The 22174-nt window shown below is 68.2% G+C and carries 24 protein-coding genes and 1 tRNA gene; 9 read left to right on the forward strand and 16 right to left on the reverse strand.

The annotated features are described in order from the left end of the window. Positions 1 to 21: 21 nt before the first annotated feature. Both DW307_RS04610 and DW307_RS04615 read left to right on the forward strand, forming a co-directional pair. Positions 22 to 402, forward strand: a complete 381-nt coding sequence (locus DW307_RS04610; RefSeq protein WP_021200010.1) for a cold-shock protein — start codon at positions 22 to 24, stop codon at positions 400 to 402. Further along, positions 386 to 994, forward strand: coding sequence for a DUF3027 domain-containing protein (locus tag DW307_RS04615; protein ID WP_136024153.1), 609 nt, complete (start codon positions 386 to 388; stop codon positions 992 to 994). The genes DW307_RS04610 and DW307_RS04615 overlap by 17 nt, the downstream gene beginning before the upstream one ends. A gap of 10 nt (positions 995 to 1004) precedes the next feature. Here the strand turns inward: DW307_RS04615 and serC are convergent, their stop codons facing one another. Beyond that, positions 1005 to 2117 carry a phosphoserine transaminase gene (gene serC / locus DW307_RS04620; protein WP_136024156.1) on the reverse strand — a complete coding sequence of 371 codons (1113 nt, stop codon included), beginning with the start codon at positions 2115 to 2117 and terminating at the stop codon, positions 1005 to 1007. A 100-nt stretch (positions 2118 to 2217) separates the two neighbouring features. On the opposite strand from serC, the gene DW307_RS04625 reads away from it, so the two are divergent. From DW307_RS04625 to DW307_RS04635, 3 genes are all read left to right on the forward strand, one after another. Beyond that, the gene (locus DW307_RS04625) at positions 2218 to 2919 is read left to right on the forward strand and encodes a metal-dependent transcriptional regulator (RefSeq protein WP_021200007.1); all 702 of its coding nucleotides are present in this window, start codon (positions 2218 to 2220) and stop codon (positions 2917 to 2919) included. Between the two features lie 361 nt (positions 2920 to 3280). Continuing rightward, positions 3281 to 4027, forward strand: coding sequence for a M23 family metallopeptidase (locus tag DW307_RS04630; protein WP_036271506.1), 747 nt, complete (start codon positions 3281 to 3283; stop codon positions 4025 to 4027). Positions 4028 to 4336: 309 nt separating this feature from the next. Then, positions 4337 to 4834 (forward strand): HNH endonuclease, encoded by a 498-nt coding sequence (locus DW307_RS04635; protein WP_029258662.1) that lies wholly within the window; start codon positions 4337 to 4339, stop codon positions 4832 to 4834. Positions 4835 to 4880: 46 nt separating this feature from the next. Here DW307_RS04635 and DW307_RS04640 read toward each other — a convergent pair. The 9 genes from DW307_RS04640 to idi form a co-directional block, all read right to left on the reverse strand. Continuing rightward, positions 4881 to 4953 (reverse strand) — tRNA-Arg (locus DW307_RS04640). 40 nt (positions 4954 to 4993) lie between these two features. Beyond that, positions 4994 to 7180, reverse strand: coding sequence for an MMPL family transporter (locus DW307_RS04645; protein WP_136024158.1), 2187 nt, complete (start codon positions 7178 to 7180; stop codon positions 4994 to 4996). Between the two features lie 27 nt (positions 7181 to 7207). Next, positions 7208 to 8101 (reverse strand): prenyltransferase, encoded by an 894-nt coding sequence (locus DW307_RS04650; RefSeq protein ID WP_021200003.1) that lies wholly within the window; start codon positions 8099 to 8101, stop codon positions 7208 to 7210. Further along, positions 8098 to 8442, reverse strand: coding sequence for a lycopene cyclase domain-containing protein (locus DW307_RS04655; RefSeq protein ID WP_136024159.1), 345 nt, complete (start codon positions 8440 to 8442; stop codon positions 8098 to 8100). Before DW307_RS04655 ends, DW307_RS04650 begins: the two co-directional genes overlap by 4 nt. Further along, on the reverse strand, positions 8439 to 8786 hold the full coding sequence (locus tag DW307_RS04660) for a lycopene cyclase domain-containing protein (protein WP_029258659.1): 348 nt from the start codon (positions 8784 to 8786) through the stop codon (positions 8439 to 8441). The genes DW307_RS04655 and DW307_RS04660 overlap by 4 nt, the downstream gene beginning before the upstream one ends. Beyond that, entirely contained in the window at positions 8786 to 10387 is a 1602-nt protein-coding gene (gene crtI, locus DW307_RS04665; RefSeq protein WP_029258658.1) for a phytoene desaturase family protein, read from the reverse strand. The genes DW307_RS04660 and crtI overlap by 1 nt, the downstream gene beginning before the upstream one ends. Continuing rightward, positions 10384 to 11292, reverse strand: coding sequence for a phytoene/squalene synthase family protein (locus DW307_RS04670; protein ID WP_136024161.1), 909 nt, complete (start codon positions 11290 to 11292; stop codon positions 10384 to 10386). Before DW307_RS04670 ends, crtI begins: the two co-directional genes overlap by 4 nt. Then, a complete protein-coding gene (locus tag DW307_RS04675) occupies positions 11289 to 12368 on the reverse strand; it encodes a polyprenyl synthetase family protein (RefSeq protein ID WP_136024163.1) in 1080 nt (359 codons plus the stop codon). Before DW307_RS04675 ends, DW307_RS04670 begins: the two co-directional genes overlap by 4 nt. 3 nt (positions 12369 to 12371) lie before the next feature. After that, complete coding sequence (gene idi / locus DW307_RS04680) at positions 12372 to 12893, reverse strand: isopentenyl-diphosphate Delta-isomerase (protein ID WP_029258655.1); 522 nt, start codon at positions 12891 to 12893, stop codon at positions 12372 to 12374. Positions 12894 to 12981: 88 nt separating this feature from the next. Between idi and DW307_RS04685 the strand changes: the two genes are divergently transcribed. Beyond that, the gene (locus DW307_RS04685) at positions 12982 to 13629 is read left to right on the forward strand and encodes a MarR family winged helix-turn-helix transcriptional regulator (protein WP_081860086.1); all 648 of its coding nucleotides are present in this window, start codon (positions 12982 to 12984) and stop codon (positions 13627 to 13629) included. A gap of 45 nt (positions 13630 to 13674) precedes the next feature. Here the strand turns inward: DW307_RS04685 and DW307_RS04690 are convergent, their stop codons facing one another. The 3 genes from DW307_RS04690 to DW307_RS04700 form a co-directional block, all read right to left on the reverse strand. Continuing rightward, on the reverse strand, positions 13675 to 14019 hold the full coding sequence (locus tag DW307_RS04690; protein ID WP_136024165.1) for a histone-like nucleoid-structuring protein Lsr2: 345 nt from the start codon (positions 14017 to 14019) through the stop codon (positions 13675 to 13677). A gap of 97 nt (positions 14020 to 14116) precedes the next feature. Next, on the reverse strand, positions 14117 to 14974 hold the full coding sequence (locus DW307_RS04695; protein WP_029258652.1) for a LuxR C-terminal-related transcriptional regulator: 858 nt from the start codon (positions 14972 to 14974) through the stop codon (positions 14117 to 14119). A gap of 168 nt (positions 14975 to 15142) precedes the next feature. Beyond that, the gene (locus DW307_RS04700; RefSeq protein ID WP_021199993.1) at positions 15143 to 15655 is read right to left on the reverse strand and encodes a methylated-DNA--[protein]-cysteine S-methyltransferase; all 513 of its coding nucleotides are present in this window, start codon (positions 15653 to 15655) and stop codon (positions 15143 to 15145) included. A 239-nt stretch (positions 15656 to 15894) separates the two neighbouring features. On the opposite strand from DW307_RS04700, the gene DW307_RS04705 reads away from it, so the two are divergent. Both DW307_RS04705 and DW307_RS04710 read left to right on the forward strand, forming a co-directional pair. After that, positions 15895 to 19563: an ATP-binding protein gene (locus tag DW307_RS04705; RefSeq protein WP_136024167.1), complete on the forward strand. Its 3669-nt coding sequence runs from the start codon at positions 15895 to 15897 to the stop codon at positions 19561 to 19563. After that, positions 19556 to 19759, forward strand: a complete 204-nt coding sequence (locus tag DW307_RS04710; protein ID WP_029267182.1) for a hypothetical protein — start codon at positions 19556 to 19558, stop codon at positions 19757 to 19759. The genes DW307_RS04705 and DW307_RS04710 overlap by 8 nt, the downstream gene beginning before the upstream one ends. A 118-nt stretch (positions 19760 to 19877) precedes the next feature. On the opposite strand, the gene mscL is transcribed toward DW307_RS04710, so the two are convergent. The 3 genes from mscL to DW307_RS04725 are packed head-to-tail and all read right to left on the reverse strand — an operon-like array spanning position 19878 to position 21208. Continuing rightward, positions 19878 to 20300, reverse strand: coding sequence for a large conductance mechanosensitive channel protein MscL (gene mscL, locus DW307_RS04715; RefSeq protein WP_021199990.1), 423 nt, complete (start codon positions 20298 to 20300; stop codon positions 19878 to 19880). Positions 20301 to 20324: 24 nt separating this feature from the next. Next, positions 20325 to 20597, reverse strand: a complete 273-nt coding sequence (locus DW307_RS04720) for an FmdB family zinc ribbon protein (RefSeq protein WP_021199989.1) — start codon at positions 20595 to 20597, stop codon at positions 20325 to 20327. Between the two features lie 14 nt (positions 20598 to 20611). Then, positions 20612 to 21208 carry a 5-formyltetrahydrofolate cyclo-ligase gene (locus tag DW307_RS04725; RefSeq protein ID WP_136024168.1) on the reverse strand — a complete coding sequence of 199 codons (597 nt, stop codon included), beginning with the start codon at positions 21206 to 21208 and terminating at the stop codon, positions 20612 to 20614. 41 nt (positions 21209 to 21249) lie between these two features. Here DW307_RS04725 and galU point away from each other — a divergent pair, with 41 nt between their 5' ends. Then, positions 21250 to 22137: a UTP--glucose-1-phosphate uridylyltransferase GalU gene (gene galU, locus DW307_RS04730; protein ID WP_029267178.1), complete on the forward strand. Its 888-nt coding sequence runs from the start codon at positions 21250 to 21252 to the stop codon at positions 22135 to 22137. Positions 22138 to 22174: the final 37 nt, after the last annotated feature.

Here is a 22174-nt window from a genome sequence, read left to right on the forward strand (position 1 = left end):
CGATCTCAGCGAGGTTCTCCCATGCCCACCGGCAAGGTCAGGTTCTACGACGAAGACAAGGGTTTCGGCTTCATCGCCAGCGATGACGGCCAGGACGTCTTCCTGCACGCCTCCGCGATGCCTGCCGGCACCGCGGTGAAGGCCGGTGCGCGCGTGGAGTTCGGCGTGGCCGACGGCAAGCGCGGGCTGCAGGCGCTGTCGGTACGTGTGCTCGAAGCGCCGCCCAGCCTCTCGAAGGCCAAGCGCAAGCCGGCTGACGACATGGCCATCATCGTCGAGGACCTCGTGAAGCTCCTCGACGGCATCGGCGGGGATCTGCGCCGTGGACGCTACCCCTCCTCCGCTCAGGGTCGCAAGATCGCGGCCGTCCTGCGCAAGGTCGCTGATGACCTCGAAGCCTGACGCCGACGCGCGTCTCCTCGACGCCCATGATCTCGCGCTGGCCGCGCTGGCCGAGATCACTCCGGCGTCCACCGTCGGCCCCGCCGCCGGATATCTCGCCGAGGACGACGGGTCGGTGTCGCTGCGCTTCGAGAACCGGCTCGCCGGCTACCCGGGGTGGTACTGGACGGTGACCGTCGCTCGCGTCGAAGGCGAGGAACCGACGGTACTCGAGGTCGAGCTCCTTCCCGGTGACGGCGCTCTCCTGGCCCCGGAGTGGGTGCCGTGGGCCGAGCGTCTCGCCGAGTACCGCGCGCATCAGGTCGAACTCGCCGAGGCGGCCGCGGCCGCCGGGGACGACGCAGCCGGCGAGGAAGCGCTCGACGCCGACGAGGACGGTGTCCTCGAGGACGACGACCTCGACGATGACGATGACGACGGTGAGGCCGACATCCTGCACGCCGGCGACCTGGACGGCGTCGACATCGACGAACTCGATGAGGGCGCCGCCGACGACGAAGAGTCGGAAGACGAAGAGTCGGAAGAAGAAGAGTCCGACGACGACGCCGACGCCCTCGATGAGGACGCCGGCGAGGTCGACGAGGAGGAGTGACGCCGGGCGCTCAGGCGCCCAGGTTCTCCAGGACATACTCGATCGATCGGGTCAGCTGGCGCACGTCATCCGGCTCGATCGAGACGAACGTCGCCACCCGCAGCTGGTTGCGCCCGAGCTTCCGATACGGCTCCGTGTCGACGATGCCGTTGGCGCGGAGGGCCTTGGCGATCGCCGCGGCGTCGATGCTGTCGTCGAAGTCGATCGTCGCGACCACGGGGGAGCGGTGCGACGCGTCCGTGACGAAGGGCGTGGCGACCGAAGACGCCTCGGCCCAGTCGTACAGCACCGAAGACGACTCGGAGGTGCGTGCGGCCGCCCAGCCGAGCCCGCCGTTGTCGAGGATCCAGCGGAGCTGGTTGTCGAGGAGGTGCAGGGTCGTGAGCGCGGGGGTGTTCAGCGTCTGGTTGAGGCGCGAGTTGTCGACCGCGTTCTTCAGGCTCAGGAACTCCGGGATGTAGCGACCCGATGCCGCGATGCGCTCGATGCGCTCGACGGCAGCCGGCGAGACCGCGGCGAACCACAGGCCGCCGTCGGAGCCGAGGTTCTTCTGCGGCGCGAAGTAGTACACGTCGGCCTGAGCGGCGTCGAAGTCGATGCCTCCCGCGGCACTCGTCGCATCGATGACGGTCAGGGCGCCGTCGGCGGCGATGCGCTGGACCGGAGCGGCGACGCCGGTCGAGGTCTCGTTGTGCGGCCAGGCGTACACATCCACGCCCTCCACGACCTCGGCGACGGTGAGCGAACCGGGCTCGGCCTTGCGCACATCGGGCGCCTCGAGCCAGGGGGCGCCTGCGGAAGCGGCGAACTTCCCGCCGAACTCGCCGAAGACGAGGTTCTGGCTGCGCTGCTCGATGAGGCCGAAGGCCGCAGCGTCCCAGAAGGCCGTCGATCCGCCGTTGCCCAGGATGATCTCGTATCCCTCGGGAATGCGGAACAGAGCGGCGAGCTGCTCGCGAATGCTGCCGACGAGGTTCTTCACGGGCGCCTGTCGATGGGATGTCCCCAGGATCGAGGCTCCCGACGTGACCAGTGCCTCGAGCTGCGCAGGGCGCACCTTCGAGGGACCGCAGCCGAAGCGGCCGTCGATGGGCAGGAGGTCACGGGGAATCTCGATCGCCATGCGTCGATTCTAGGGGGCGCCCGGCATGTCTCCGGACCGCAGCGAGTCCGATGTCGGTCCGGGAATGTAGGCTTGCCTAAGAACCTCGGAGGGCCTGCACATGACCGACCTGATCGACACCACGGAGATGTACCTCCGCACCATCCTCGAACTCGAGGAGGAGAACATCGTGCCGCTGCGCGCGCGCATCTCCGAGCGCCTCGGCCACTCGGGGCCGACCGTGTCGCAGACCGTCGGTCGGATGGAGCGCGACGGGCTCGTCATCGTCTCGGAAGACCGCACGCTCGAGCTCACCGACGCCGGCCGTCGCAAGGCGGTCGACGTGATGCGCAAGCACCGTCTCGCCGAGCGTCTGCTCTCCGATGTGATCGGACTCGACTGGGCGTTCGTGCATGAAGAGGCCTGCCGGTGGGAGCACGTGATGAGCGAGCAGGTGGAACGTCGCCTGGTAGAGCTGCTCGGACACCCGACGGAATCGCCGTACGGCAACCCGATCCCCGGTCTCGACCAGCTCGGCGACGTGCCGGCGCGCACCTTCGACGAGGGGGTCATCGGTCTCGTCCAGCGTCTCAATGCGGCGGGGGAACCGGTCGAGGGCACGGTCCGTCGTCTCGCCGAGCCCGCGCAGGTCGATCCCGAGCTTCTCGAGCAGCTGCGCGATGCGGGAGTCGTTCCCGGAGCGCACGGCGACTTCCGCTTCAGCGAGGGTTACGTGCTCATCCAGATGGACGGCAAGGAAGACGGCCTCGAGCTCCCGGTGGAGCTGGCATCGCACATCTTCCTGGTGGGCGAACCGGCCTGATCCCGCGCGGAAACCGGGTGCGACACCGCCACGGAGACGGGGCGTCGCGGGCTTCTGCGAGGATTGCCAGTTTCCCAGGGTGACATGATCGTTATCTTCCGGTAACCTCGGTCAAGTCGCCAGCGAAGAAGCCCGCTGGAGATGAACCCGCGAAGATCGCCTTCCAGGCTCGTCGTCTTCACGGCAGGAACGCACAAAGTACCCGAGCTACATTCGTGCCACGAGAGCAGAGTGCCGACGAGCCAGCGCTGACCCGAACAGCGTGAGGGCCCAGGAGGACCAAGTTTTGGCCGCAGACATCGAACCGCCCGCGAAGAAGACATCTGAAGACCGCGTACCCGCCCGCCGCACCGGCGCGAGGGTGAGTGCTCGCAAGGCCGTCAAGCCACTCCGATCCATCGCCATCTTCGGGGCCGTCGGCGCACTCGTCGCCGGCATCGCCCTGCCCGCTTTCGCCTCGTCGAAGCCGAGCGAGGCTGCGCCGACGACCGTGCAGCAGCTTGCTGCCGTCGACGCACAGTCGCTCGTCGTCGCCTCCCAGGCCACCGCGGCGCCGCTCGCTCGCGGCACGTTCAGTGCGACGACTCCCGAGGAGATCGCGAAGAAGAAGGCAGAAGAGGCTGCTGCCGCCCGTGCCGCTGCCGCTGCCGCTTCCACCGCATCGACTTCCTCCCGCTTCAACACCGCGGGCTACGCGCTCACGTCGCCGGGATCGGGTGAGGTGCGCTATCCGCTTCCGATGGGATCGTGGAACGTCAGCCGTACCGTGGGCGGTGGGCACAACGGTGCCGACATGCTCGCCCCGGCCGGCACCCCGATCTATGCGGCTGCCGCCGGTGTGGTCCGCGCCTCCGCCGAGAGCATCGGCGGCTACGGCGTGGCCGTGATGCTCGACAGCGTCGTGGGTGGTCAGCGTCTGCAGACCACGTACGGCCACATGCTCTACGGTTCGCGTCAGGTACAGGTCGGCCAGACGGTCTCCGCCGGACAGCTGATCGGCTACGTCGGCAGCACCGGTCGCTCGACCGCGAACCACCTCCACTTCGAGGTCTGGATCAACGGCGGACTCGTCGAGCCGATGTCCTGGCTCTCCGTCAACGCCGGCTGATTTCCGGACACGCCTCCTTCCATTCATCCGCCGTTTCGCCCTGCACCCAGGGGGATGGGTTAGCCTGATCCCGTTGTCGTACAGGTGGGAGAGGCTGATGGAGCGAATACCGACCATCCGAACCATGGATGCCCTCGGTCGTCACGTCCTTCTGCATAGCCCGCAGGGATGCCACGGCGTTGCCGTGCGCGAAAGGCGCTGTCTTTAGACGGCGCCTTTTTTCGTCCCCGCGTTCGATCTGCCTCCTGCACGACCTCGTGTGAGTCGAGAGTGCCGGGAAGCCGTCCCGGCGGATCGAGAGGATGACGAATGCGCACACTGGTCCTGAATGCCGGATACGAACCGCTCGCGATCGTGTCGTTCAAACGAGCCCTGGTGCTGGTGATGAACGACAAGGCGACCGTGATCGAACGCGTGGAGGAAGACCCCGTCTGGGGCACCCACGGCGTCTACGATCGCCCGGCGGTCATCATCCTGGCGCGTTATGTGCGGGTTCCGACGAGCAGGCGCGTGCCGGTCACGCGTCGCGGTGTGCTGCGCCGCGACAACCACCGCTGCGGTTACTGCGGCAAGGCGGCGTCGACGATCGATCACGTGCTGCCGCGTTCGCGCGGGGGAGCGGACTCCTGGGAGAACCTCGTCGCCTGCTGCCTCCGCTGCAACAACGTCAAGAGCGATCGCACACCGCAGGAGATGCGCTGGCAGTTGCGCTTCACTCCGCGTCCTCCGCACGGCACCGCCTGGACGGTGCGGGGGACCGAACGCAGCGATCCACGGTGGGAGCCCTACCTGGCGCTCGCCGCCTGAGACGTCGAAGAGGGGCCACCCTTCGGATGGCCCCTCTTCGACGTCGTGCCCGCGACAGGATTCGAACCTGCGACCTGCCCTTTAGGAGAGGGCTGCTCTATCCCCTGAGCTACGAGGGCGTGCACCCAGTCTAAGCGACCGGATGCACGCCGCCACGTCTCAGTCCTCTCCGCGCCGCCACAGCTTCGACGGCCACCAGATGGCTTTGCCGATGTCGTAGGTCAGGGCGGGAACCAGCAGCGAGCGGACGACGAAGGTGTCGAGGAGCACGCCGAAGGCCACGATGAAGGCCAGCTGCACGAGGAAGAGGATCGGGATCACCGACAGTGCGGCGAAGGTCGCGGCGAGGACGAGACCCGCCGAGGTGATCACCCCGCCCGTGATCGAGAGCCCACGCAGGATGCCCTCCCGAGTCCCGTGCGCCTTCGATTCCTCACGGACGCGCGTCATGAGGAAGATGTTGTAGTCGATGCCGAGCGCGACGAGGAACACGAACCCGAAGAGCGGAACCGCGGGGTCGGCGCCAGGGAACGCGAAGATCCCGTTGAAGACGAGGGCGGAGACCCCCATCGCCGTGCCGAAGGACAGCACCGTCGTGAGGATCAGCAGCACCGGTGCGAGGATCGACCGCAGCAGCAGCATCAGGATGAACATGATCACCACGAGGATCACCGGGATGATGAGGTTCCGGTCGTGGATCGATGCATCGTTCGTGTCGATCGCCGTGGCCGTGACACCGCCCACGAGCGCGCCCATGCCGTCGAGTTCGCCACGCAGCTCGCGCACGGTCGACGCGGCGGCGGCGGAGTCGGCGGCATCGGTCAGGGTGCCCTGCAGGAGCACCTCTCCGTCGACCGTCGTCGGCTCGGGTGCGGGCGTGCCGGGTGCTCCGATCGCCGAGATGCCGTCCTCGGTGACGGGGGCGCTGCCGCTGGGCGAGTCGGCGGCCGTCACGGAGACCCCGTCGACACCGTCGTTCGCGAGCAGGACGTCAGCCGCATCCTGCAGCCGATCCTCCTTCACCACCACGTAGACGGGGCTTCCGGATCCACCGGGGAAGTGCTCGCCGAGCGCGACCTGTCCGTCACGGGCCTCCGAGGCGCCGAGCACCAGGTCGGACTGCGGCACGCCATCGGCGTCGAGCTGGGTGATGCCCGCCGCCCCGGCCAGGAGCACGAGCGTCGTCACGATCCAGATCACCCGTGGGCGGCGCTTGATGAGGCCGGCGAGACGTGCCCACAGGCCCGTCGTGCGCATGCCGTGCTCGGCGGCGACGACCTCCGGTTCGAAGCGGGGGCGTCGCGGCCAGAACACCGCGCGGCCGAAGAGCAGCAGCAGCGACGGCAACAGGGTGAGAGCCGAGAGCATCGCGAACACGATGCCGATCGCCGCGACCGGCCCCAGGGTGCTGTTCGACTTCAGATCGCTGAGCAGCAGACAGAGGAGTCCGGCGATCACGGTGCCGCCCGACGCGACGATCGGTTCGACCGAGCCCTTCCATGCCGCCATGACCGCCGTTCCCTTGTCCTGCGCGATGCGCAGTTCCTCTCGGAAACGCGCGACGAACAGCAGCGCGTAATCGGTGGCGGCGCCGATCACGAGGATGAAGAGGATCCCCTGTGTCTGACCGCTGAGCAGCAGCACCTCGAACTTCGCCAGCCACCACACCACGAGCAGAGCGACGCAGAGGGCGAACAGGCTCGTCGACAGCACGACGAGTGGCAGGAGGAACGATCGGTAGACCAGCACCAGGATGACGAGGACCGCGAGGAGGGCGACGCCGAGGAGCAGCCCGTCGATGCCGGCGAAACCGGCCACCAGGTCGGCGCTGAAGCCGGCGGGTCCTGTGATGTACACGGTGACCCCGTCGGGGACCGCATCGCGCAGTTCCTCGCCGAGAGCCGTCGTCACGTCCGCGAGCTCGGCATCGGCGTCGATCGGGATGAACGCCTGCACCGCCTGCCCGTCATCGGAGGGGAGCGCCGGAGAGACCTCGTCGCCGACGCCTTCCACCTTCGGCGCATTCGCGACGGCGTCGGAGATCGCGTCGATCTCCGACGCCGTGAGCGCGTCGTCGGACGTGAACACGGCGATCGCCGGGATGGAGTCGCTGTCGTTGAACTCCCCGAGAAGCTTCTGCACCTGGGTGGCATCCGCCGATTCGGGGAGGTAGGTCGTCTGCTCGTTGGAGGACACCTCGTCGACCTTGCCGAACAGGGGCCCTCCGAGTGAGGCACCCACCAGCCAGACGAGGATCAGCGCCACGGGGAGGAAGATCCGCACCCAGGAGTGTCGTCGTGAACGCTCCCTCGCGGGCGAAGTCGGCGTGGCATCGGGGCGGGACATCGGGTTCCTTTCGGGCGGAGCTGGGGGTCAGGAGATCCAGGCGAGGATGAGGATCATCGTCGCGAGGAAGCCGGCGAAGTAGTTCAGGGCGATGAAACGTCGCCAGGCGCGGTTCGTGGAGGCGGAGGTCTCGTCGGTCACGTTCCACCACGGCGCCGCGTTGACGATGTAGGGCAGCGCGAGGGCGGCGGCGAGCGTGCCCGGCCAGGGGGTCAGCAGCATCGCCGCCCCCGCGATCACCCACAGCGACACCGACAGTCGCACCGTCGCGCGTGCGCCGATGACCGTCGCGATAGACGAGATCCCGGCTTCCCGGTCAGGGCCGATGTCCTGCACGGCTCCGAAGGCGTGGGCGGCCATGCCCCACAGGAAGAAGGCGCCGAGCGTGATCGCCGCGCCGACGGTCACGGGCGCCTCGGCCAGGGCGAGCCCGACGATGGCGGGGCTCACGAAGTGCGTACTGGAGGTGACGGAATCCAGGAACGGGCGCTCCTTGAATCGGAGGACAGGCGCGGAGTAGGCGATGACCGCGAACACGCTGACCGTCAGCCAGAGCCACGACGCCGGGTTTCCCACCACGACGAGGTAGACCAGGAAAGGGATGTTGGTCGCCGCGGCCGTCCACAGCGTCGCTCGATGGATGCGAGGGGCGAGGAGAGCCCCTTCGATGCCGCCCTTGCGCGGGTTCGCCAGATCGGAGGCGTAGTCGAAGACATCGTTGATCCCGTACATCGCGAGGTTGTAGGGGATCAGGAAGTACAGCGTGCCGATCACGAATGTCAGATCGATCTCGCGGGTGCTGAGGAGGTAGGCGGCGGCGAAGGGGAAGGCGGTGTTGATCCAGCTGATCGGACGCGACGACAGGATGATCTGGGCGATGTCTCGTCCGATGCTGCTCGGCGGAGCTGCGGCGGTGCTCATCGTGAAGTCTCCTCATCGATCGGTCGACGATCCTGCGCCCGCCGCCGGGCACGCATCGCGGTCCACAGGGCCGGGAGGAGCAGCGCCCCCGCGAGCGGATAGGCGAAGTCCTCGATCGGAGCCAGGCCGACGTGCACGCCGAGCAGCGGGTCCTGCGCATAGTGGAACAGGCCGCTCGCGATCATCGCGGTATCGAACGCCGCGGTGAGCACGAACAGCACGACCACGGTCAGCAGCACGGCGAGCGGGCGCGGGCCGCGCGTGCGGGAGGCGAGCGCGAGCCCGATTCCGCCCAACGTGGCGACAGCCACGAAGCAGGCGGAGAGCTGGAGGTAGGTCATGATGCCTCCGCCTCGTCGCGCCGCCGCGCTCGGCGTCGGGAGATGACCCGGGCGGATCCGGTGTAGATCACCATGGTGCACACCACGAGGAACACCAGGAACACGGGTTCCTCGATGGGAAGCTCGGGGGCCAGGAGCAGACCCGACGCGATCGCGCCCTCGCCCCGGAAGAAGATCCCGTTGGCGATGCCCGCCACGTCCCAGAGCACGAAGAAGACGAGGCCGACGGCCGTGACGACCGCGGCCGACACCGCGTCGCGCCAGAAGAAGAGGCGGAACCGCCAATCCAGCAGCAGCATGCAGCTCAGCGACAGGAGGAGGGCCGCCAGATACACGACGCCCATCAGGGCGCCTCCGTCATGGCAGCGGAAGAGCCGGGAACGGGGAGCGGGCCGGGGGAGTGGTCGCCGCGGACGCGCTTGAGGACGATCTCCGCACTGATCAGGCACATCGGGACACCGACGCCGGGCGCGGTGGTGGCCCCGGCGTAGAAGAGGCCCTGCACGCGCCGAGAAGTGTTCTGCGCGCGGAACATCGCGCTCTGCGAGAGGATGTGCGCCGGCCCCAGCATTCCTCCGCGCCAGGAGTGATAGTCGTCGCGGAAGTCTGCGGGACCGGTCGTCTCGCGCACGACGATGCGTTCGCGGAGGTCGGGGATCCCCGCCCACGCCGAGATCTGATCGATTGCCGCATCCGCGGCGCGCTCGATCTCGGGCGATCCCGCTCCGTCGGGTCCGCCGTGTCCGAGATCGACGTCCGCCGGGACCGGGATCAGCACGAACAGGTTCTCGCTGCCGGCAGGGGCCACGTCGGGATCCGTTGCGCTCGGCCGGCACACGTAGATCGATGCCGGCTCGGGAACGGTCGGCGTGGCACCGAAGATCGCGTCGAAGTTCGCGTCCCAGTCGTCGGTGAAGAACAGGGAGTGGTGCGGCAGCTCGGGGAGTGTGCCGCGAACCCCGAGCATCACGAGGATGCCGCCCGGTCCGCTGGTGCGCCGTGCCCACCACGACTCGGGGTAGGTCTGCAGCGAGGGGGGAAGCAGCGCCGTCTCGGTGTGGTGCAGATCGGCCGCCGAGACCACCACATCGGCGCTCTCCGTGTGCGTGGAGCCGGAGGCGTCGACCCAGCCCACGCCGGTCACGTGGGTACCGTCGCCGCCGTCCTGGGTGCGGATTCCGGTGACCTCCGCCCCGGTCTCGATGCGGACCCCCGCGTCGCGCGCCAGCGCCTCGATCCGCTCGATCACCCGCCAGAAGCCGCCCTGCGGATAGCTGACTCCCTGGTCGAGATCGAGGGCGCTCATCAGGTGGTACATCGCCGGCGCGCTTCGCGGGTCGGTGCCGAGGAACACCGCGGGATAGCCCAGGATCTGTCGGACCACGGGGTGCGTGAAGCGCCGGGCCGCGAAGGACTGCAGGCGTGTTCCGAGCAGGGCGGAGAGGCGCGGCAGTGCTCGGAGGACCTCGGGGGCGAGGAGCGAACGCATGCGCGTGAAGGGGTTGTAGAGGAAGTACTTCTGCGCCATCGCTCCCGCATGCTGCGCGGAGTCGAGGTAGGCGTCCAGCGTCGCCGTGGAGCCGGGCTCCAGTGCTTCGAAGAGTCCAGTGACCTGATCGCGTCCTGCGGGGACGGTCACGGGACCGGATCCGCCACCGACCGCATCCGGGTCGCGGAACACCCGGTATCCCGGATCGAGGGGGATGAGATCGAGCTGCGCATCGGTCGTGGTGCCCATCATCTCGAAGAAGTGGTCGAAGACCTCGGGCATCAGATACCAGGACGGCCCGGAGTCGAAACGGAAGCCGTCGCGTTCGATCGTCCCGGCGCGGCCGCCGACGCGATCGTTCTTCTCGAGGATCACGACCTCGTGCCCGTCCCGGGCGAGCAGTCCCGCGGTCGCGAGACCGGCGACTCCGGCACCGATCACCACAACCCGGCTCATCGGTCCCGCTCCATCGCTGTGACGAGCACGGACCGAGCGGCGAGAGCGGCTTTGATCGGATCCGGAACGCGTACCCGGCGTCGGTAGAGGACGTCGGCGGGGGTCTGTGCCACACGGCGGGTCAGAGCGGCGAACAGAGCCAGGGCGCTGCGCACCGCCGCGCGGGCGTCCTTCGGCAGCAGGGGGATAGCGTCACGCGCGTCGGCCAGTTGCCGGAACACGGTCTGCACCCATGCGTCCCGGTCGGCATCGGTCAGACGCGCAGCGCCGCCGAGGTAGCCGCGGTGCAGGCGGTCGGTGTCATCGGCGAGGTCGCGCAGGAAGTTCACGTTCTGGAAGGCCGCACCGAGCTGACGGGCGCCGTGCCGCAGCGTCGCGAGGTCTTCGGGCGCGCGTTCGGTATTCCGGAGGAACACCTGCAGGCACATGAGACCGACGACTTCGGCGGAGCCGTAGACGTACGCCGCGTGGGCTTCGACGTCATAGGCGGCGAAGCCGGCGTCTTCGTCGATGTCTGCGCGCATCGAGTCGAAGAACGGCTGCGTCAGGTCCTCGCCGATCCCGCACTCGCGCGCGGTCCGCGCGAACGCATGCAGGATGAGATCGCTGCTGTAGCCGCTGCGCATCGAACGATGCGTCTCCGCGATGTAGGAGTCGAGCGCGGCGGATTGCGCGGTCACGTCCAGACCAGCTTCGGCGGCGACGCCGTCGACGATCTCATCGGCGATGCGCACCATCGCGTAGATGTTTCGGACGTGCTGGCGATGACGGCGTCCGAGAAGACGGGTCGCGAGTCCGAACGACGTCGAATAGCTGCGGATGACATCGGTTGTCGCGATCTCCGCCGTGCGGTTGAAGCGCCGGAGGGCGGTGCTGTCCCGACGATCGGCCGCGTCCGCGTTCATCGGCTGCGACTTCCGACTCGGGAGGCGAGGGTTCGCAGTACCTGTCCGGCCGCCGGGGGCAGACCATCGGCTTCCGCTTCGAGGAGTGCGGCGTCCGTGGCATCGAGATGCTCCTGCACCAAGCCTCGGACGAATGTCTCCGAGCCGCACTCGCGCAGTCGATCACGGGCAGCGGCACCGTCGGTCGGGCTGAGATCCGGTCTTCCGAAGTGCAGTTCGATGTCGTCCCACTGGCTCGTCATGCGGGCGTAGGCGATGATCGCGGTCTCCTTGCCTTCGCGTAGATCCGAGAACGGGTCCTTGCCGTGCTCTTCCGGGTCTCCGAACACGGAGAGCAGGTCATCCTGCAGCTGATAGGCGAGGCCGAGGTGCAACCCGATCATGGCGAGATACTCCTCGGTCGCAGTCGACGAGTCGGCGAGCACCGCTGCAGCGCGCAGCGGGAGCACGAAGGAGTATGTCGACGTCTTGTACGCGCTCGTGGAGAGGATCGTGCGCAGATCGGGGGCGATGATGCCGTCGCTGAGGGCGACGTCGGCGTGCTCGCCGGCCACCGTCTCGAAGATGGTCTGTTCGAGCAGGCCGAGCAGACGATCGCGGGCTTCGGGCATGACGTCCGCTCGGGCGAAGCCCAGCACCGCCGAAGACAGGAGCAGGTCTCCGAGCAGGATCGCGCTCGATCGGGCCCAGTGCAGGGCGGCTTCGGTCGGTCGCGCCGCGTGCTCGGCGACGAGCGCACCGATCAGATTGGGACGCCGTCGTCGCATCAGATCGCCGTCGATGACATCGTCGTGCAGCAGGAAGGCGAAGTGGAGAAGCTCGACATGGGCTGCGACATCGATGGCCGTGCGCGTCTCATCGGCGGTCAGGGGAGCGGGGGCCAACGCGTGCGTCAGATCCAGGAGGAGCCGGGGGCGGATGAGCTTTCCGCCGAGGGCGTGCTCCTCCGCGGCCCGCCACAGCCCCACGAACTCGTTCCCGTACCGCTCTGCGGCGGCGCTCCTCTCGGAGAATCGATGACGCAGCGCCTCCTCGATCCGCGTCGCGAGCGATTCCTCGGTCGTCGTCACGCTCATGCGTCACACCTCGCCGAGTTGTCGCAGCTGCGGCAGCTGCTCCACGAGCCAGGGGCTGAACGCGAAGGGTGCATGCGTGACAGCCTCGATCAGCGAATCGACTTCGACCCAGATCCATTCCGACACCTCATCGGGATTGGCGGCCGGGTCGCCGTCGAGGATCGTGACGTGCACGGGGCAGATCTCGTTCTCGACGATGCCACTCGCATCCACCGCGCGATAGCGGTAGTCGGGGAGTGCCATGCGGATCTCGGTGAGGTGGATGCCGAGCTCGCCGACGCCATGTCGGCGCACGGCCTCGTCCATCGTCTCGTCCGGTCGTGGATGACCGCAGAAGCTGTTCGTCCAGACGCCCGGCCACGTCTTCTTCGCGAGCGCTCGACGAGTGAGGAGCAGCCGCCCCTCCCTGTCGAGGACATAGCAGGAGAAGGCGAGATGCAGGGGAGTGTCTCTCGTGTGGACTTCGCTCTTCGGGAGCGTGCCGAGAGCGGTCCCGTCTTCGGCGAGGAGGGTCACGTCGTCCATGGCATCTCCCAGATCTCGAGCGTTCATATTTAGCTAACTTGGTGAGTAGTCAACTTAGCATGAAACTGTTGGTGTGTAACATGATCGCATGACCACGGAGCCCGGCACCAGCCCGCACGCGGGCGCGCAGGATTCGCTCCCCGTCGGCGACGGCGGATCGCGAACGTCCGCGGATACGCCTGACGGGCTCGTCCACTCGGCGATCTACGACGTCGAGGCAAGTGATCCCCGCAGCGTCCTGATCGATCGCAGCGGTGTTCCGCCGGAGGAGTTGAAGCAGATCGCCCGGGTGATGGAGTCGCTCGCCGGACTGCGCGAAGCCGAGCAGGCGCTGTCCCAGGCGTCACGTCGATACATGCGTCTGAATGAGACGGACATGCGTGCGTTGCACTATCTGATCGTGTGCGCGAACCGGAACCTGGTGGCGACGCCGGGGGGAATCGCGCACCACCTCGGTGTCTCGACTGCGGCGACCACGAAGCTCCTCGATCGTCTGGAGCAGGGAGGCCACATCACGCGTGCCCCTCACCCCACCGACCGCAGGGCACTGGAGATCACCATCACCGCGGAGACGCGACATGCAGCCATGGAGACGGTCGGTCGTCAGCAGGCGAAGCGCTTCTATTCTGCCGCCCGTCTCACTCCCGCTGAAAGGGAAACCGTGATCCGATTCCTCACGGATATGACGGAGGAGATCACGCTCCGCGACGAAGCCTGGGTGCAAGAAGGGGCGTAAAGTTCCCCCGCTTCAGCAGGGGAACTCGACGATCTCGGTCTGCGATCAGTGCGCCGCGTTGTACGCGTCGACGATCTGCGCGGGAATGCGGCCACGCTCGGAGAGCTTGTGTCCGTTCTCGTTCGCCCACGCGCGGATGGCCGCGACCTCAGGGTTTCGTGCAGGTCGCTTGCGAGTCGATGTCGCGCGCGGAGAAGTCGACGAGCCGGCCTTTCGGCCTGCTGCCACATAAGGCGCCAACGCCGAACGCAATTCATCCGCATGCGCGGCATTCAGATCGATCTCGTATGCCGTGCCGTTGAGCGAGAAATGCACCGTCTCGCCTTCGCCCACTTCCAGGACGCTGCCATCGATGTCGTCGACCAGCTGATGCACAATTCTTCTCGCCATGATCGCGACTTTACTCGCTCCGAGGAAATGCGACAAGTTGCGAATAGCGAGCCGCGGTAATGTGACGCGCAATACGCAATAAATCAATTCTGTGTGGTCAGGGGAGAAGTCCGGCGCGGCGAGCCCTCGCCACGGCGGCATGACGAGTCGAGGCGTCGAGTTTCGACATCGCCGTGCCGAGGTAGGCCTTGACGGTCCCCTCGCGCAGACCGAGCTGCGCGGCGATCTCGGCATTCGTCGAACCGAGAGCCGCGCATGCGAGCACATCGGTCTCTCGCGGAGACAGGTGGACGGTGGGGATGGGGCTCGTCGCGGGTGATGCGACGTCACCGGCGAGGGTCATGAGTCGTCGTTCGACCTGCGCGATCCGGTCGCGGACATCCGCGTCTTCCACGGAGGCGGCGATGCTCCGCAGCTCTGCGAAGCTCTGCCTCAGCTCCTCGCGCTGTGCCGGCGCCACGACCTCGTCGCCGCGCGTGGTCTCCTGCAGACGGCGCTGCACCTCGTCGCGGATGCGCAGCTCATCGGCGACGGCCTGCGCGACCTGCATGGCGGGTGCCGTGGTCACACCGCCTACCCGCTCCTCATCCCATCCGCCGGCGTACAGCACTCCGCGGGAACGGCCGTGGACCACGATCGGCAGCGCGAGGAGGGTGCGCAGGCCCTCGCCGAGGACGAACACGTCGTAGTCGTGCGTGATCTGCTGTGACGACCCGTAGTCGCTCGTCATCCGGGGGCGGAGCTCCATCATGGCCCGCCCGCCGAGCCCGCGCTCGGGTCGCACCCGGAGCCCGTCCAGCGACCGCGTGCGCGCACCGACGATGCTCGTGACGCTCACGACGCCTTCTTCGATGAGACCGCCGAACGCGACGGGGAAGCGCGTCCGCCTGGCGAGCTCGCGCACGGCGTTCGCGACGAGATCCGCCTCGGATTCGCGGGTGACGGGTGAGGACACGACTACCTACTTCCGGGGTGACGCTGTTCCCCGTTTCGTAGCGTCGACGATATCACCCGTGTCATCGTCACCGTCGTCGTCGCGGACGGCGTCGGATCCATCGGCTCCCAGGGGAAGCGTGTGGACCCGGCGGCCTACTCGCCGGGTCCACGACGTGGCCTGCCGACCTCAGTGCGCCTCGAGGTCGAGCAGGAACCGCTTGCGCTCGGGGTGCGCTCCGTACTGCCCTGCGCTGCCGTCGGAGCGCACCACCCGATGCACCGGCACGATGATCGAGAAGGGGGTGATGCGGCACGCGGTGCCGACGGCGCGCGCAGCCCCGGGGTGACCCGCGAGGATCGCCACCTCCCCGTAGCTCATGGTCTGGCCCCACTCGATGCTGCAGATGGTCTGCAGCGCGGCGAGGGCGAACCCGTCGACGAGCCGCCAGTCGAGGCGGATGTGCCTGTCGAAACGCACCGGCTCGCCGTCGAAGTAGTCGGACAGGAGATGAGCGAGTTCGTCGGCGGCTCCGGGGTCGGGCTCTGGCACTGCTCTCAACTGATGGGACACGCCTTCGAGCAGCCAGGGCACGCGCGGGTCTTCGGACTCGGAGAGGTCGAATCGCACGATGCCCTCGTCGGAGAACACCGCGAGAGCATCCCCGAACGGCGTCGGGGCGAAGTCGTAGCGGAACGTCATGCCCCCATCCTGTCCGCTCGGCTCGACGCGGAACCGCATGCTTGACGTTCCGAGTGGAGAACGCGACCCGGGTTCACATCGGGCAGGAGAAGTGCGCCACCCCCTACGTAGCGCAGAATCGCCGGAAATTCGGCGGAAACCCGCCTGGGATACCCCGTCTCCGCAGGTCGCACGCCTAGGGTGTCAGTGTGTGGCGACGTGAAGACAAGTCTGCGGACGACACAGCGGTGGATGCTGCTGTGTCGATCAGCGATCTGCACGGAACCACGACAGGCCTCGACATCGCACACGCCGCAGAGGCCGAGCGGACGCGTCTGAGGGCCGAGGCAGCCGATCTCGGTGGCCCTTCGCCGCTCGTGAGCTTCCGTGACAGCCCGGAGTCGGGCATCGACATCTCCAAGGCGCACCCGGGGAGCTTGCCGCAGTTCATCACCGGCAAGTCGACTCTCCTCTCGAATCTCTTCCGCGACGAGGTCGGGCTGCGGACCGCTCGACTCGCCGCGGAGCGCATCACCGCGAAGAACACCGAGCTCCGTACCGTCCGCGGGATCGAAGCCGTGCACCTCGCCGTCGGAGTCGCCCGGTGGCGCATCGGGGGAGCGGGTTTCGCGGCCCCCGTGCTGCTGCGTCCGTTGGCGATCCGCCGCCACCACTCCGATTTCGAGTTGAAGCTGCAGGGCACCTTCGAGGTGAATCCCGAACTCGTGCGGATCGCTCGCGATCACTTCGGCCTCACGATCGATGCCACCGCGCTCGCCGCGTTGGCCTACGACGGCGGCATCTTCAAGCCCCAACCCGTGATCGACAGTCTGCGCGCGATGACGCGTTCGATCGACACGTTCTCGGTCGAACCGCGTCTGGTGGTCTCGACGTTCGCCGATGTGTCAGGACTGATGTCCCGGGACGGGGGCAGCCTCGATCATCCGGTGCTGAACGCCCTGGCCGGTCACGTGGGAGACCGCGAGCGCGTCACCGCTCCGCGAGCCATCCCGCATCACATCGGCCCGGATGATCGCGCACCGGCCTCGGACAACCTCCTCCTGGATGCGGACGCGGAGCAGGAAGCAGTGCTGGCCCGTATCGCGGCAGGGCATTCCCTCACCGTCGCGACCCTTCCCGGAACCGGGGGGACCCAGACCGTGATCAATGCGCTGGGTGAACTGGTGCGCGGCGGCAAGCGCGTGCTCGTCGTCTCCGCGCGGCGCTCCACCTTGGACGGGGTGCGTCACCGACTCGCCGGGATCGGCCTCGACAGCCTGGCGATCTCGCCGGCGAGCGTGCGGCGCGATCTGGTCAGGGCCATCGGACGCAATGAGAAGGCCACGGCGCCCAAGGTCAGCGAGGTCGACGATGCACTCGTGCGTCTGCGGACCGTCCTGCGCGACTACCGTCAGGCGCTCAGCGCACCCGTCGCCGGACTGGACGCCTCGGTGCTCGACGCCACCCGTCAGCTGACACGGCTGGCGTCGCTGCCCGTGCCGCCGTCGACCACTGCCCGACTCGGCCCCGATGCCCTGCGTCGACTCGCCGCCGATCGCACCGAGGCCGCCGAGGCGCTCGCCCAGGCGGCCCGTCTCGGCGAGTTCCGCTTCGGACCGAACGACTCGCCGTGGTACGGCGTCACCTTCTCCAGCACCGAGGCCGCTCGTGCCGCCCACGAGCTCGCCGGTCGACTGCACGCGAACAGCGTTCCCGCCCTTCTCGAGCGCGGCTACGAGCTGATCGCCCAGACCCACATGCGGCCGTTCTCGACCATCGACGAACTGGGTGAGTACCTGCGTCTGCTGCAGGGGATCCGCGACTCGCTGGACCGATTCAGCCCGACGGTGTTCGAGCGGCCGCTGGGCGAGCTCATCCAGGCCCACGGTTCGCGCCGCGACGCGCCGGGGCTGTCCGGGGCGAACAGACGTCGGCTGCGGCGTCTCGCGAAGGAGTACGTCCGTCCGGGCGTGCACGTCACGGAGATGCACGAGGCGCTGCTGCGCATCCAGGCGCAGCGCACGCAGTGGCAGCGGTGCGTCGAGGCGGGCGTCGCGCCCGAGATCCCCCTCGGTCTCGCCGACGTGTACGTGGCCTGGCAGCGGGTGGAGGCCGAGCTCGCCGAGCTCGACACCGCACTCGGACGACGCGAGCCGTTGGCGTCGCTCCCGGTGGCGCGACTCGTGCGCACGCTCGCGGGACTGGCCGCCAAGTCCGATGTCTTCGAGAACCTCGTCGAACGCGCCCAGCTGCGCGACCGACTCGCTCTGCTCGGGCTGGAGCCGCTGCTCGCCGAGCTCTCCGTGCGCCATGTCTCCGAATCCCAGGTGGGGGAAGAACTCGAGTTCGCGTGGTGGCAGTCCCTCCTCGAGCGCGCGTTGCAGGACAACCGCGCCCTCCTCGGCGCGAACACCGCAGTCGTCGATCGGCTCGAACGCGACTTCCGGCTGGTCGATGAGGCGCACGCCGCCATGGCCGGACCGCTGCTCGCCTGGCAGCTGGCCAACCAGTGGCGGATCGCGATCGTCGACGAGCCGCAGCAGTCGCAGCACCTGCGCCGTGCGCTGACGCAGTCGGCGACCACGACCGCGCAGGTCGTCAGTGCCGCGCCCACCCTCGTCGACGTGCTCGCCCCGGTCTGGATCTCGTCGCCGTACCTGGTGCCGGAGATTCCGGACTCGGTGGAGTTCGACACGGTGATCCTGGTCGATGCCGCAGCGATCAACCTCGCAGAGGCCGCCCCGGCGATCCGGCGCGCGCGCCAGATCGTCGCGTTCGGCGACCCGGTGACGCAGCGTCCCACGCCGTTCCGCATCGCGGTGGACCCGGAGGAGTCGTGGGAGGCCGAGGTGCCGTTCGACGACGTCTCGGCCTTCGAGCGGCTCTCCGAGCTCCTGCCGGTGATGACGCTCACCCGCAGCTACCGTGCGGGCGGCGAAGACCTCGCGGAGCTCATCAACGATGCCTTCTACGGCGGCGAGATCGTGTCGCTTCCCTGGGCGGGCTCGTATCTCGGTCGCGGAAGCCTCACGGTCGACTACGTGGAGGGCGGCACGGGAACACCGGATCCGATCTCCGGCGCCGTCGAGAGTCCGGACGCCGAAGTAGCGAGGGTCGTGACGCTGGTGGTCGAGCACGCCGTGCATCGTCCTGCCGAATCGCTCATGGTCGTGACCGCGAGCGCGCGCCATGCCGAGCGCGTACGCGCCGCCGTCACCTCGGCCTTTGCCGGGCGCTCCGACGTCGCGGACTTCGTCGGACGCGACACGGTCGAGCCGTTCGCGGTGCTGACGCTCGAGGAGTCGGTCGCCGAGAGCCGTGACCGCGTCATCTTCTCGCTCGGCTTCGGACTCACCAAGCACGGTCGGGTGCTGAGCGACTTCGGCGATCTCTCCACTCCCGACGGAGAGCGACTCCTCACTGTCGGGATGACGCGCGCGCGCCGCTCGATGGTGCTCGTCTCCTCGATCCGTCCCTCCTCCTTCGACGACGGACGCCTGGAGCATGGAGCGGCGACGCTGATGTCGATCCTCGGCGGACTGGCCGCCCGCAGCCGAGACGCGCGCCTGGAAGACCTCGCCGATCCTCTCACCCTCGCCCTCGCGCGGGAGCTGCGGCGTCTGGGCGCCTCGGTGGACGTCGACTATCGCGGATTGCTGCCGCTGGTGGCCCAGCACGGTGGCAAGGCGGTCGTGATCGAGTCCGATCCGGAGACGCGGGGCGAGTCTCTGCGGGAGACACTGCGGCTGCGACCGCACGTGCTGCGTCGTCTGGGCTGGCACTATGTGCGTGTGCACGCCTTCGATCTCTACAGCGACCCCGTGACCGCCGCGACGCGGATCGCCGCGGTTCTCGGCATCTCGGAGTCGACGCCGCGTGCGGACAATGACACGCAGCCGATCGACATCGCCGACACCCGCGATGACTGACGAGTCCGACACCCCGACGCCGCGCCAGCGCGTGGTGCGGGTCACCGGTTCACGGCGTGCCCGCCTGACCCCGGTGCCGGGGAGCGACCCCGAGCCGGAATCCGGCCCGGCCGCGATGCCTCCGCGGTCACGGCCGAAGGGCGGCAAAGGGCCGAACGACGACCAACTGATCCAGGACGTGCCGCCGCACTACTGAAGCGCCGGATGACGGGGCGCTGCTGTCGTTGAACACCGTGTCGGTTCTCGGGGCCGCGGAACCAGAGACGCACGGCCCTCCGAAGAGGACCGTGCGTCTCTGGTGCGAGCGGAGGCGGTCAGGCTCCGCGCTGTGCCTTGAGCAGGTCGCGGATCTCGACGAGCAGCTCGGACTCGGTCGAGGCGGCCGGCTCCTCCTCGGGCTCCTCGGCCGGAGTGCCCTTGCGGGCCTCGACGCGGGCCTTGAACGTGTTCATCGGCAGCACGAAGACGAAGTAGACGACGGCGGCGACGGCGAGGAAGCTGATGATCGCCGAGATCAGCTCGCCGATGGGGAACGTGACGGTCTCGCCGTAGATGTTCGTCACGGGGATGCCGAACTGACCGGCGGCATCCGCCTTCAGGAAGAGCGCGATGAGCGGGTTGATGATGCTATTCACGACGGCCGTGACGATCGCGGTGAAAGCCGTACCGATGACGACAGCGACGGCCAGGTCGATGACGTTGCCGCGGAGCAGGAAGTCCTTGAAACCTTTGAGCATGGGATCCCCCAACAGATCGGGGCCTCAGGAAGAGGCCGGAGTCGACGCAGCCGCCGGTTTGGCGCTCGTCGTCGATTCCGTCTTCGATGATGCCGAACCATCCTTCGATCCACCGGATTTGGCGCGCGAGTCCGTGCGATAGAAGCCGGAGCCGTTGAAGGTCACGCCGATCGAGCCGTACTGCTTGCGCAACGCGCCACCGCATTCGGGGCACACGGTGAGAGCGTCGTCGGCGAAGCTCTGCACGGCGTCGAACTTGTGTCCGCACGAGGTGCAGGCATAGGCGTAGGTGGGCATGGGGGTCCTTGCGATCAGCGTCGCCGCGGCGACAGGGTGAGGGTCTGCGACGGGGTCACGACGCCATCCACGGGCTGGTCGTGCACCTCGCGCGGAAGTTCGTCGAGTACCTCGGAATCATAGATCACGGCATAGACGGGCGGGCGCTTCTCCATCGAGCCGATGGTCTTGTCGAAGTAGCCGCGTCCCCAGCCCATGCGCATCCCGGTGCGATCGACAGCGGCAGCGGGGACAATCATGAGGTCGACGTCGTTGACGGCGATCGGGCCCAGCACCTCGCCCGTGGGCTCGGGCAGACCGAACAGCCCCTCGCTGACCTCGTCGTCGTCGGTCGCCACGGCCCAGTCCAGCAGCCCATCGGCGCGAGTGACGGGGAGGAGCACGCGGATGCCGCGCCGCACGGCCCTGGTCACGAATTCACGGGTGCCCGGCTCGGTGGTGGTGGACAGGAAGCACGAGATGGAGCGGGCGCCGAGCTCGTCGATCAGGGCGTCGAGGCGTTCGCCGATGGCCGTGGCCGCGGCGTCGCGCTGCGTGCCGGAGAGGAGCTGGCGTCGTTCGCGGAGTTCGGCGCGGAGTGCACGCTTCGCATGTTCGACGTCGTTCGACATGGCTCCGAGTCTACGTCGGCGCTCACCACTAGGCTGGCAAGATGGCTGACCACAAGATCAAAGCCGTCATTCCCGCCGCAGGCCTGGGGACGCGATTCCTCCCTGCGACGAAGGCGATGCCCAAAGAGATGCTGCCCGTCGTCGACAAGCCGGCGATCCAATACGTCGTCGAAGAGGCGGCGAACGCCGGTATCGACGACATCCTCGTCATCATCGGCCGCAACAAGAACGCCATCTCCAACCACTTCGACTCCGTGCCGGAGCTCGAGGTGAAGCTCATGGAGAAGGGCGATACCGGTCGTCTCGAGCGCGTGATGAAGTCGAGCGATCTCGCCGACATCCACTTCGTCCGCCAGGGCGAGCCGAAGGGGCTCGGTCACGCGGTCCTGCGTGCGCGCACCCACGTCGGCGACAGCTCTTTCGCCGTGCTCCTCGGAGACGACCTCATCGACGAGCGCGACCCGCTCCTCACCGACATGATCGCCGAGCACGAGCGTTCGGGCGCGGCCGTGATCGCGCTCATGGAGGTCGACCCCGCGAACATCCACATGTACGGTGCGGCCGCCGTCGAGCCGCTCGAGGGGTCCGACGCCGTCCGGGTGACCGGTCTCGTCGAGAAGCCCGCGCAGGAAGACGCTCCGTCCAACCTGGCCATCATCGGCCGCTACGTGCTCCCGGCGTCGGTTTTCGACATCCTCGAGCACACCGAGCCGGGCAAGGGCGGAGAGATCCAGCTCACCGACGCGCTGCAGGTGCTCGCGACCGATCCCGACGGCCCCGGCGTGGTCGGCGTCATCTTCGGCGGACGCCGTTACGACACCGGCGACCGCGTCGACTACATCAAGGCGATCGTGCAGCTCGCCGCGGACCGCGATGACCTCGGGCCCGAGCTGCGTCCCTGGCTCAAGGAGTTCGCGGAACGCCTCTAGGCGACTCTGCGGGCGTCGGTGCGGCATGGATCTGGCG

The organism is Microbacterium sp. K27, assembly GCF_004794435.1.
GTDB lineage: Bacteria > Actinomycetota > Actinomycetes > Actinomycetales > Microbacteriaceae > Microbacterium > Microbacterium maritypicum_A.

Coding starts and splice junctions, on each gene's coding strand:
- DW307_RS04610 (WP_021200010.1), top strand. CDS start 22: ATGCCCACCGGCAAGGTCAGGTTCTACGACGAAGACAAGGGTTTCGGC.
- DW307_RS04615 (WP_136024153.1), top strand. CDS start 386: ATGACCTCGAAGCCTGACGCCGACGCGCGTCTCCTCGACGCCCATGAT.
- serC (WP_136024156.1), bottom strand. CDS start 2,117: ATGGCGATCGAGATTCCCCGTGACCTCCTGCCCATCGACGGCCGCTTC.
- DW307_RS04625 (WP_021200007.1), top strand. CDS start 2,218: ATGACCGACCTGATCGACACCACGGAGATGTACCTCCGCACCATCCTC.
- DW307_RS04635 (WP_029258662.1), top strand. CDS start 4,337: ATGCGCACACTGGTCCTGAATGCCGGATACGAACCGCTCGCGATCGTG.
- DW307_RS04645 (WP_136024158.1), bottom strand. CDS start 7,180: ATGTCCCGCCCCGATGCCACGCCGACTTCGCCCGCGAGGGAGCGTTCA.
- DW307_RS04650 (WP_021200003.1), bottom strand. CDS start 8,101: ATGAGCACCGCCGCAGCTCCGCCGAGCAGCATCGGACGAGACATCGCC.
- DW307_RS04655 (WP_136024159.1), bottom strand. CDS start 8,442: ATGACCTACCTCCAGCTCTCCGCCTGCTTCGTGGCTGTCGCCACGTTG.
- DW307_RS04660 (WP_029258659.1), bottom strand. CDS start 8,786: ATGGGCGTCGTGTATCTGGCGGCCCTCCTCCTGTCGCTGAGCTGCATG.
- crtI (WP_029258658.1), bottom strand. CDS start 10,387: ATGAGCCGGGTTGTGGTGATCGGTGCCGGAGTCGCCGGTCTCGCGACC.
- DW307_RS04670 (WP_136024161.1), bottom strand. CDS start 11,292: ATGAACGCGGACGCGGCCGATCGTCGGGACAGCACCGCCCTCCGGCGC.
- DW307_RS04675 (WP_136024163.1), bottom strand. CDS start 12,368: ATGAGCGTGACGACGACCGAGGAATCGCTCGCGACGCGGATCGAGGAG.
- idi (WP_029258655.1), bottom strand. CDS start 12,893: ATGGACGACGTGACCCTCCTCGCCGAAGACGGGACCGCTCTCGGCACG.
- DW307_RS04685 (WP_081860086.1), top strand. CDS start 12,982: ATGACCACGGAGCCCGGCACCAGCCCGCACGCGGGCGCGCAGGATTCG.
- DW307_RS04690 (WP_136024165.1), bottom strand. CDS start 14,019: ATGGCGAGAAGAATTGTGCATCAGCTGGTCGACGACATCGATGGCAGC.
- DW307_RS04700 (WP_021199993.1), bottom strand. CDS start 15,655: ATGACGTTCCGCTACGACTTCGCCCCGACGCCGTTCGGGGATGCTCTC.
- DW307_RS04710 (WP_029267182.1), top strand. CDS start 19,556: ATGACTGACGAGTCCGACACCCCGACGCCGCGCCAGCGCGTGGTGCGG.
- mscL (WP_021199990.1), bottom strand. CDS start 20,300: ATGCTCAAAGGTTTCAAGGACTTCCTGCTCCGCGGCAACGTCATCGAC.
- DW307_RS04720 (WP_021199989.1), bottom strand. CDS start 20,597: ATGCCCACCTACGCCTATGCCTGCACCTCGTGCGGACACAAGTTCGAC.
- DW307_RS04725 (WP_136024168.1), bottom strand. CDS start 21,208: ATGTCGAACGACGTCGAACATGCGAAGCGTGCACTCCGCGCCGAACTC.
- galU (WP_029267178.1), top strand. CDS start 21,250: ATGGCTGACCACAAGATCAAAGCCGTCATTCCCGCCGCAGGCCTGGGG.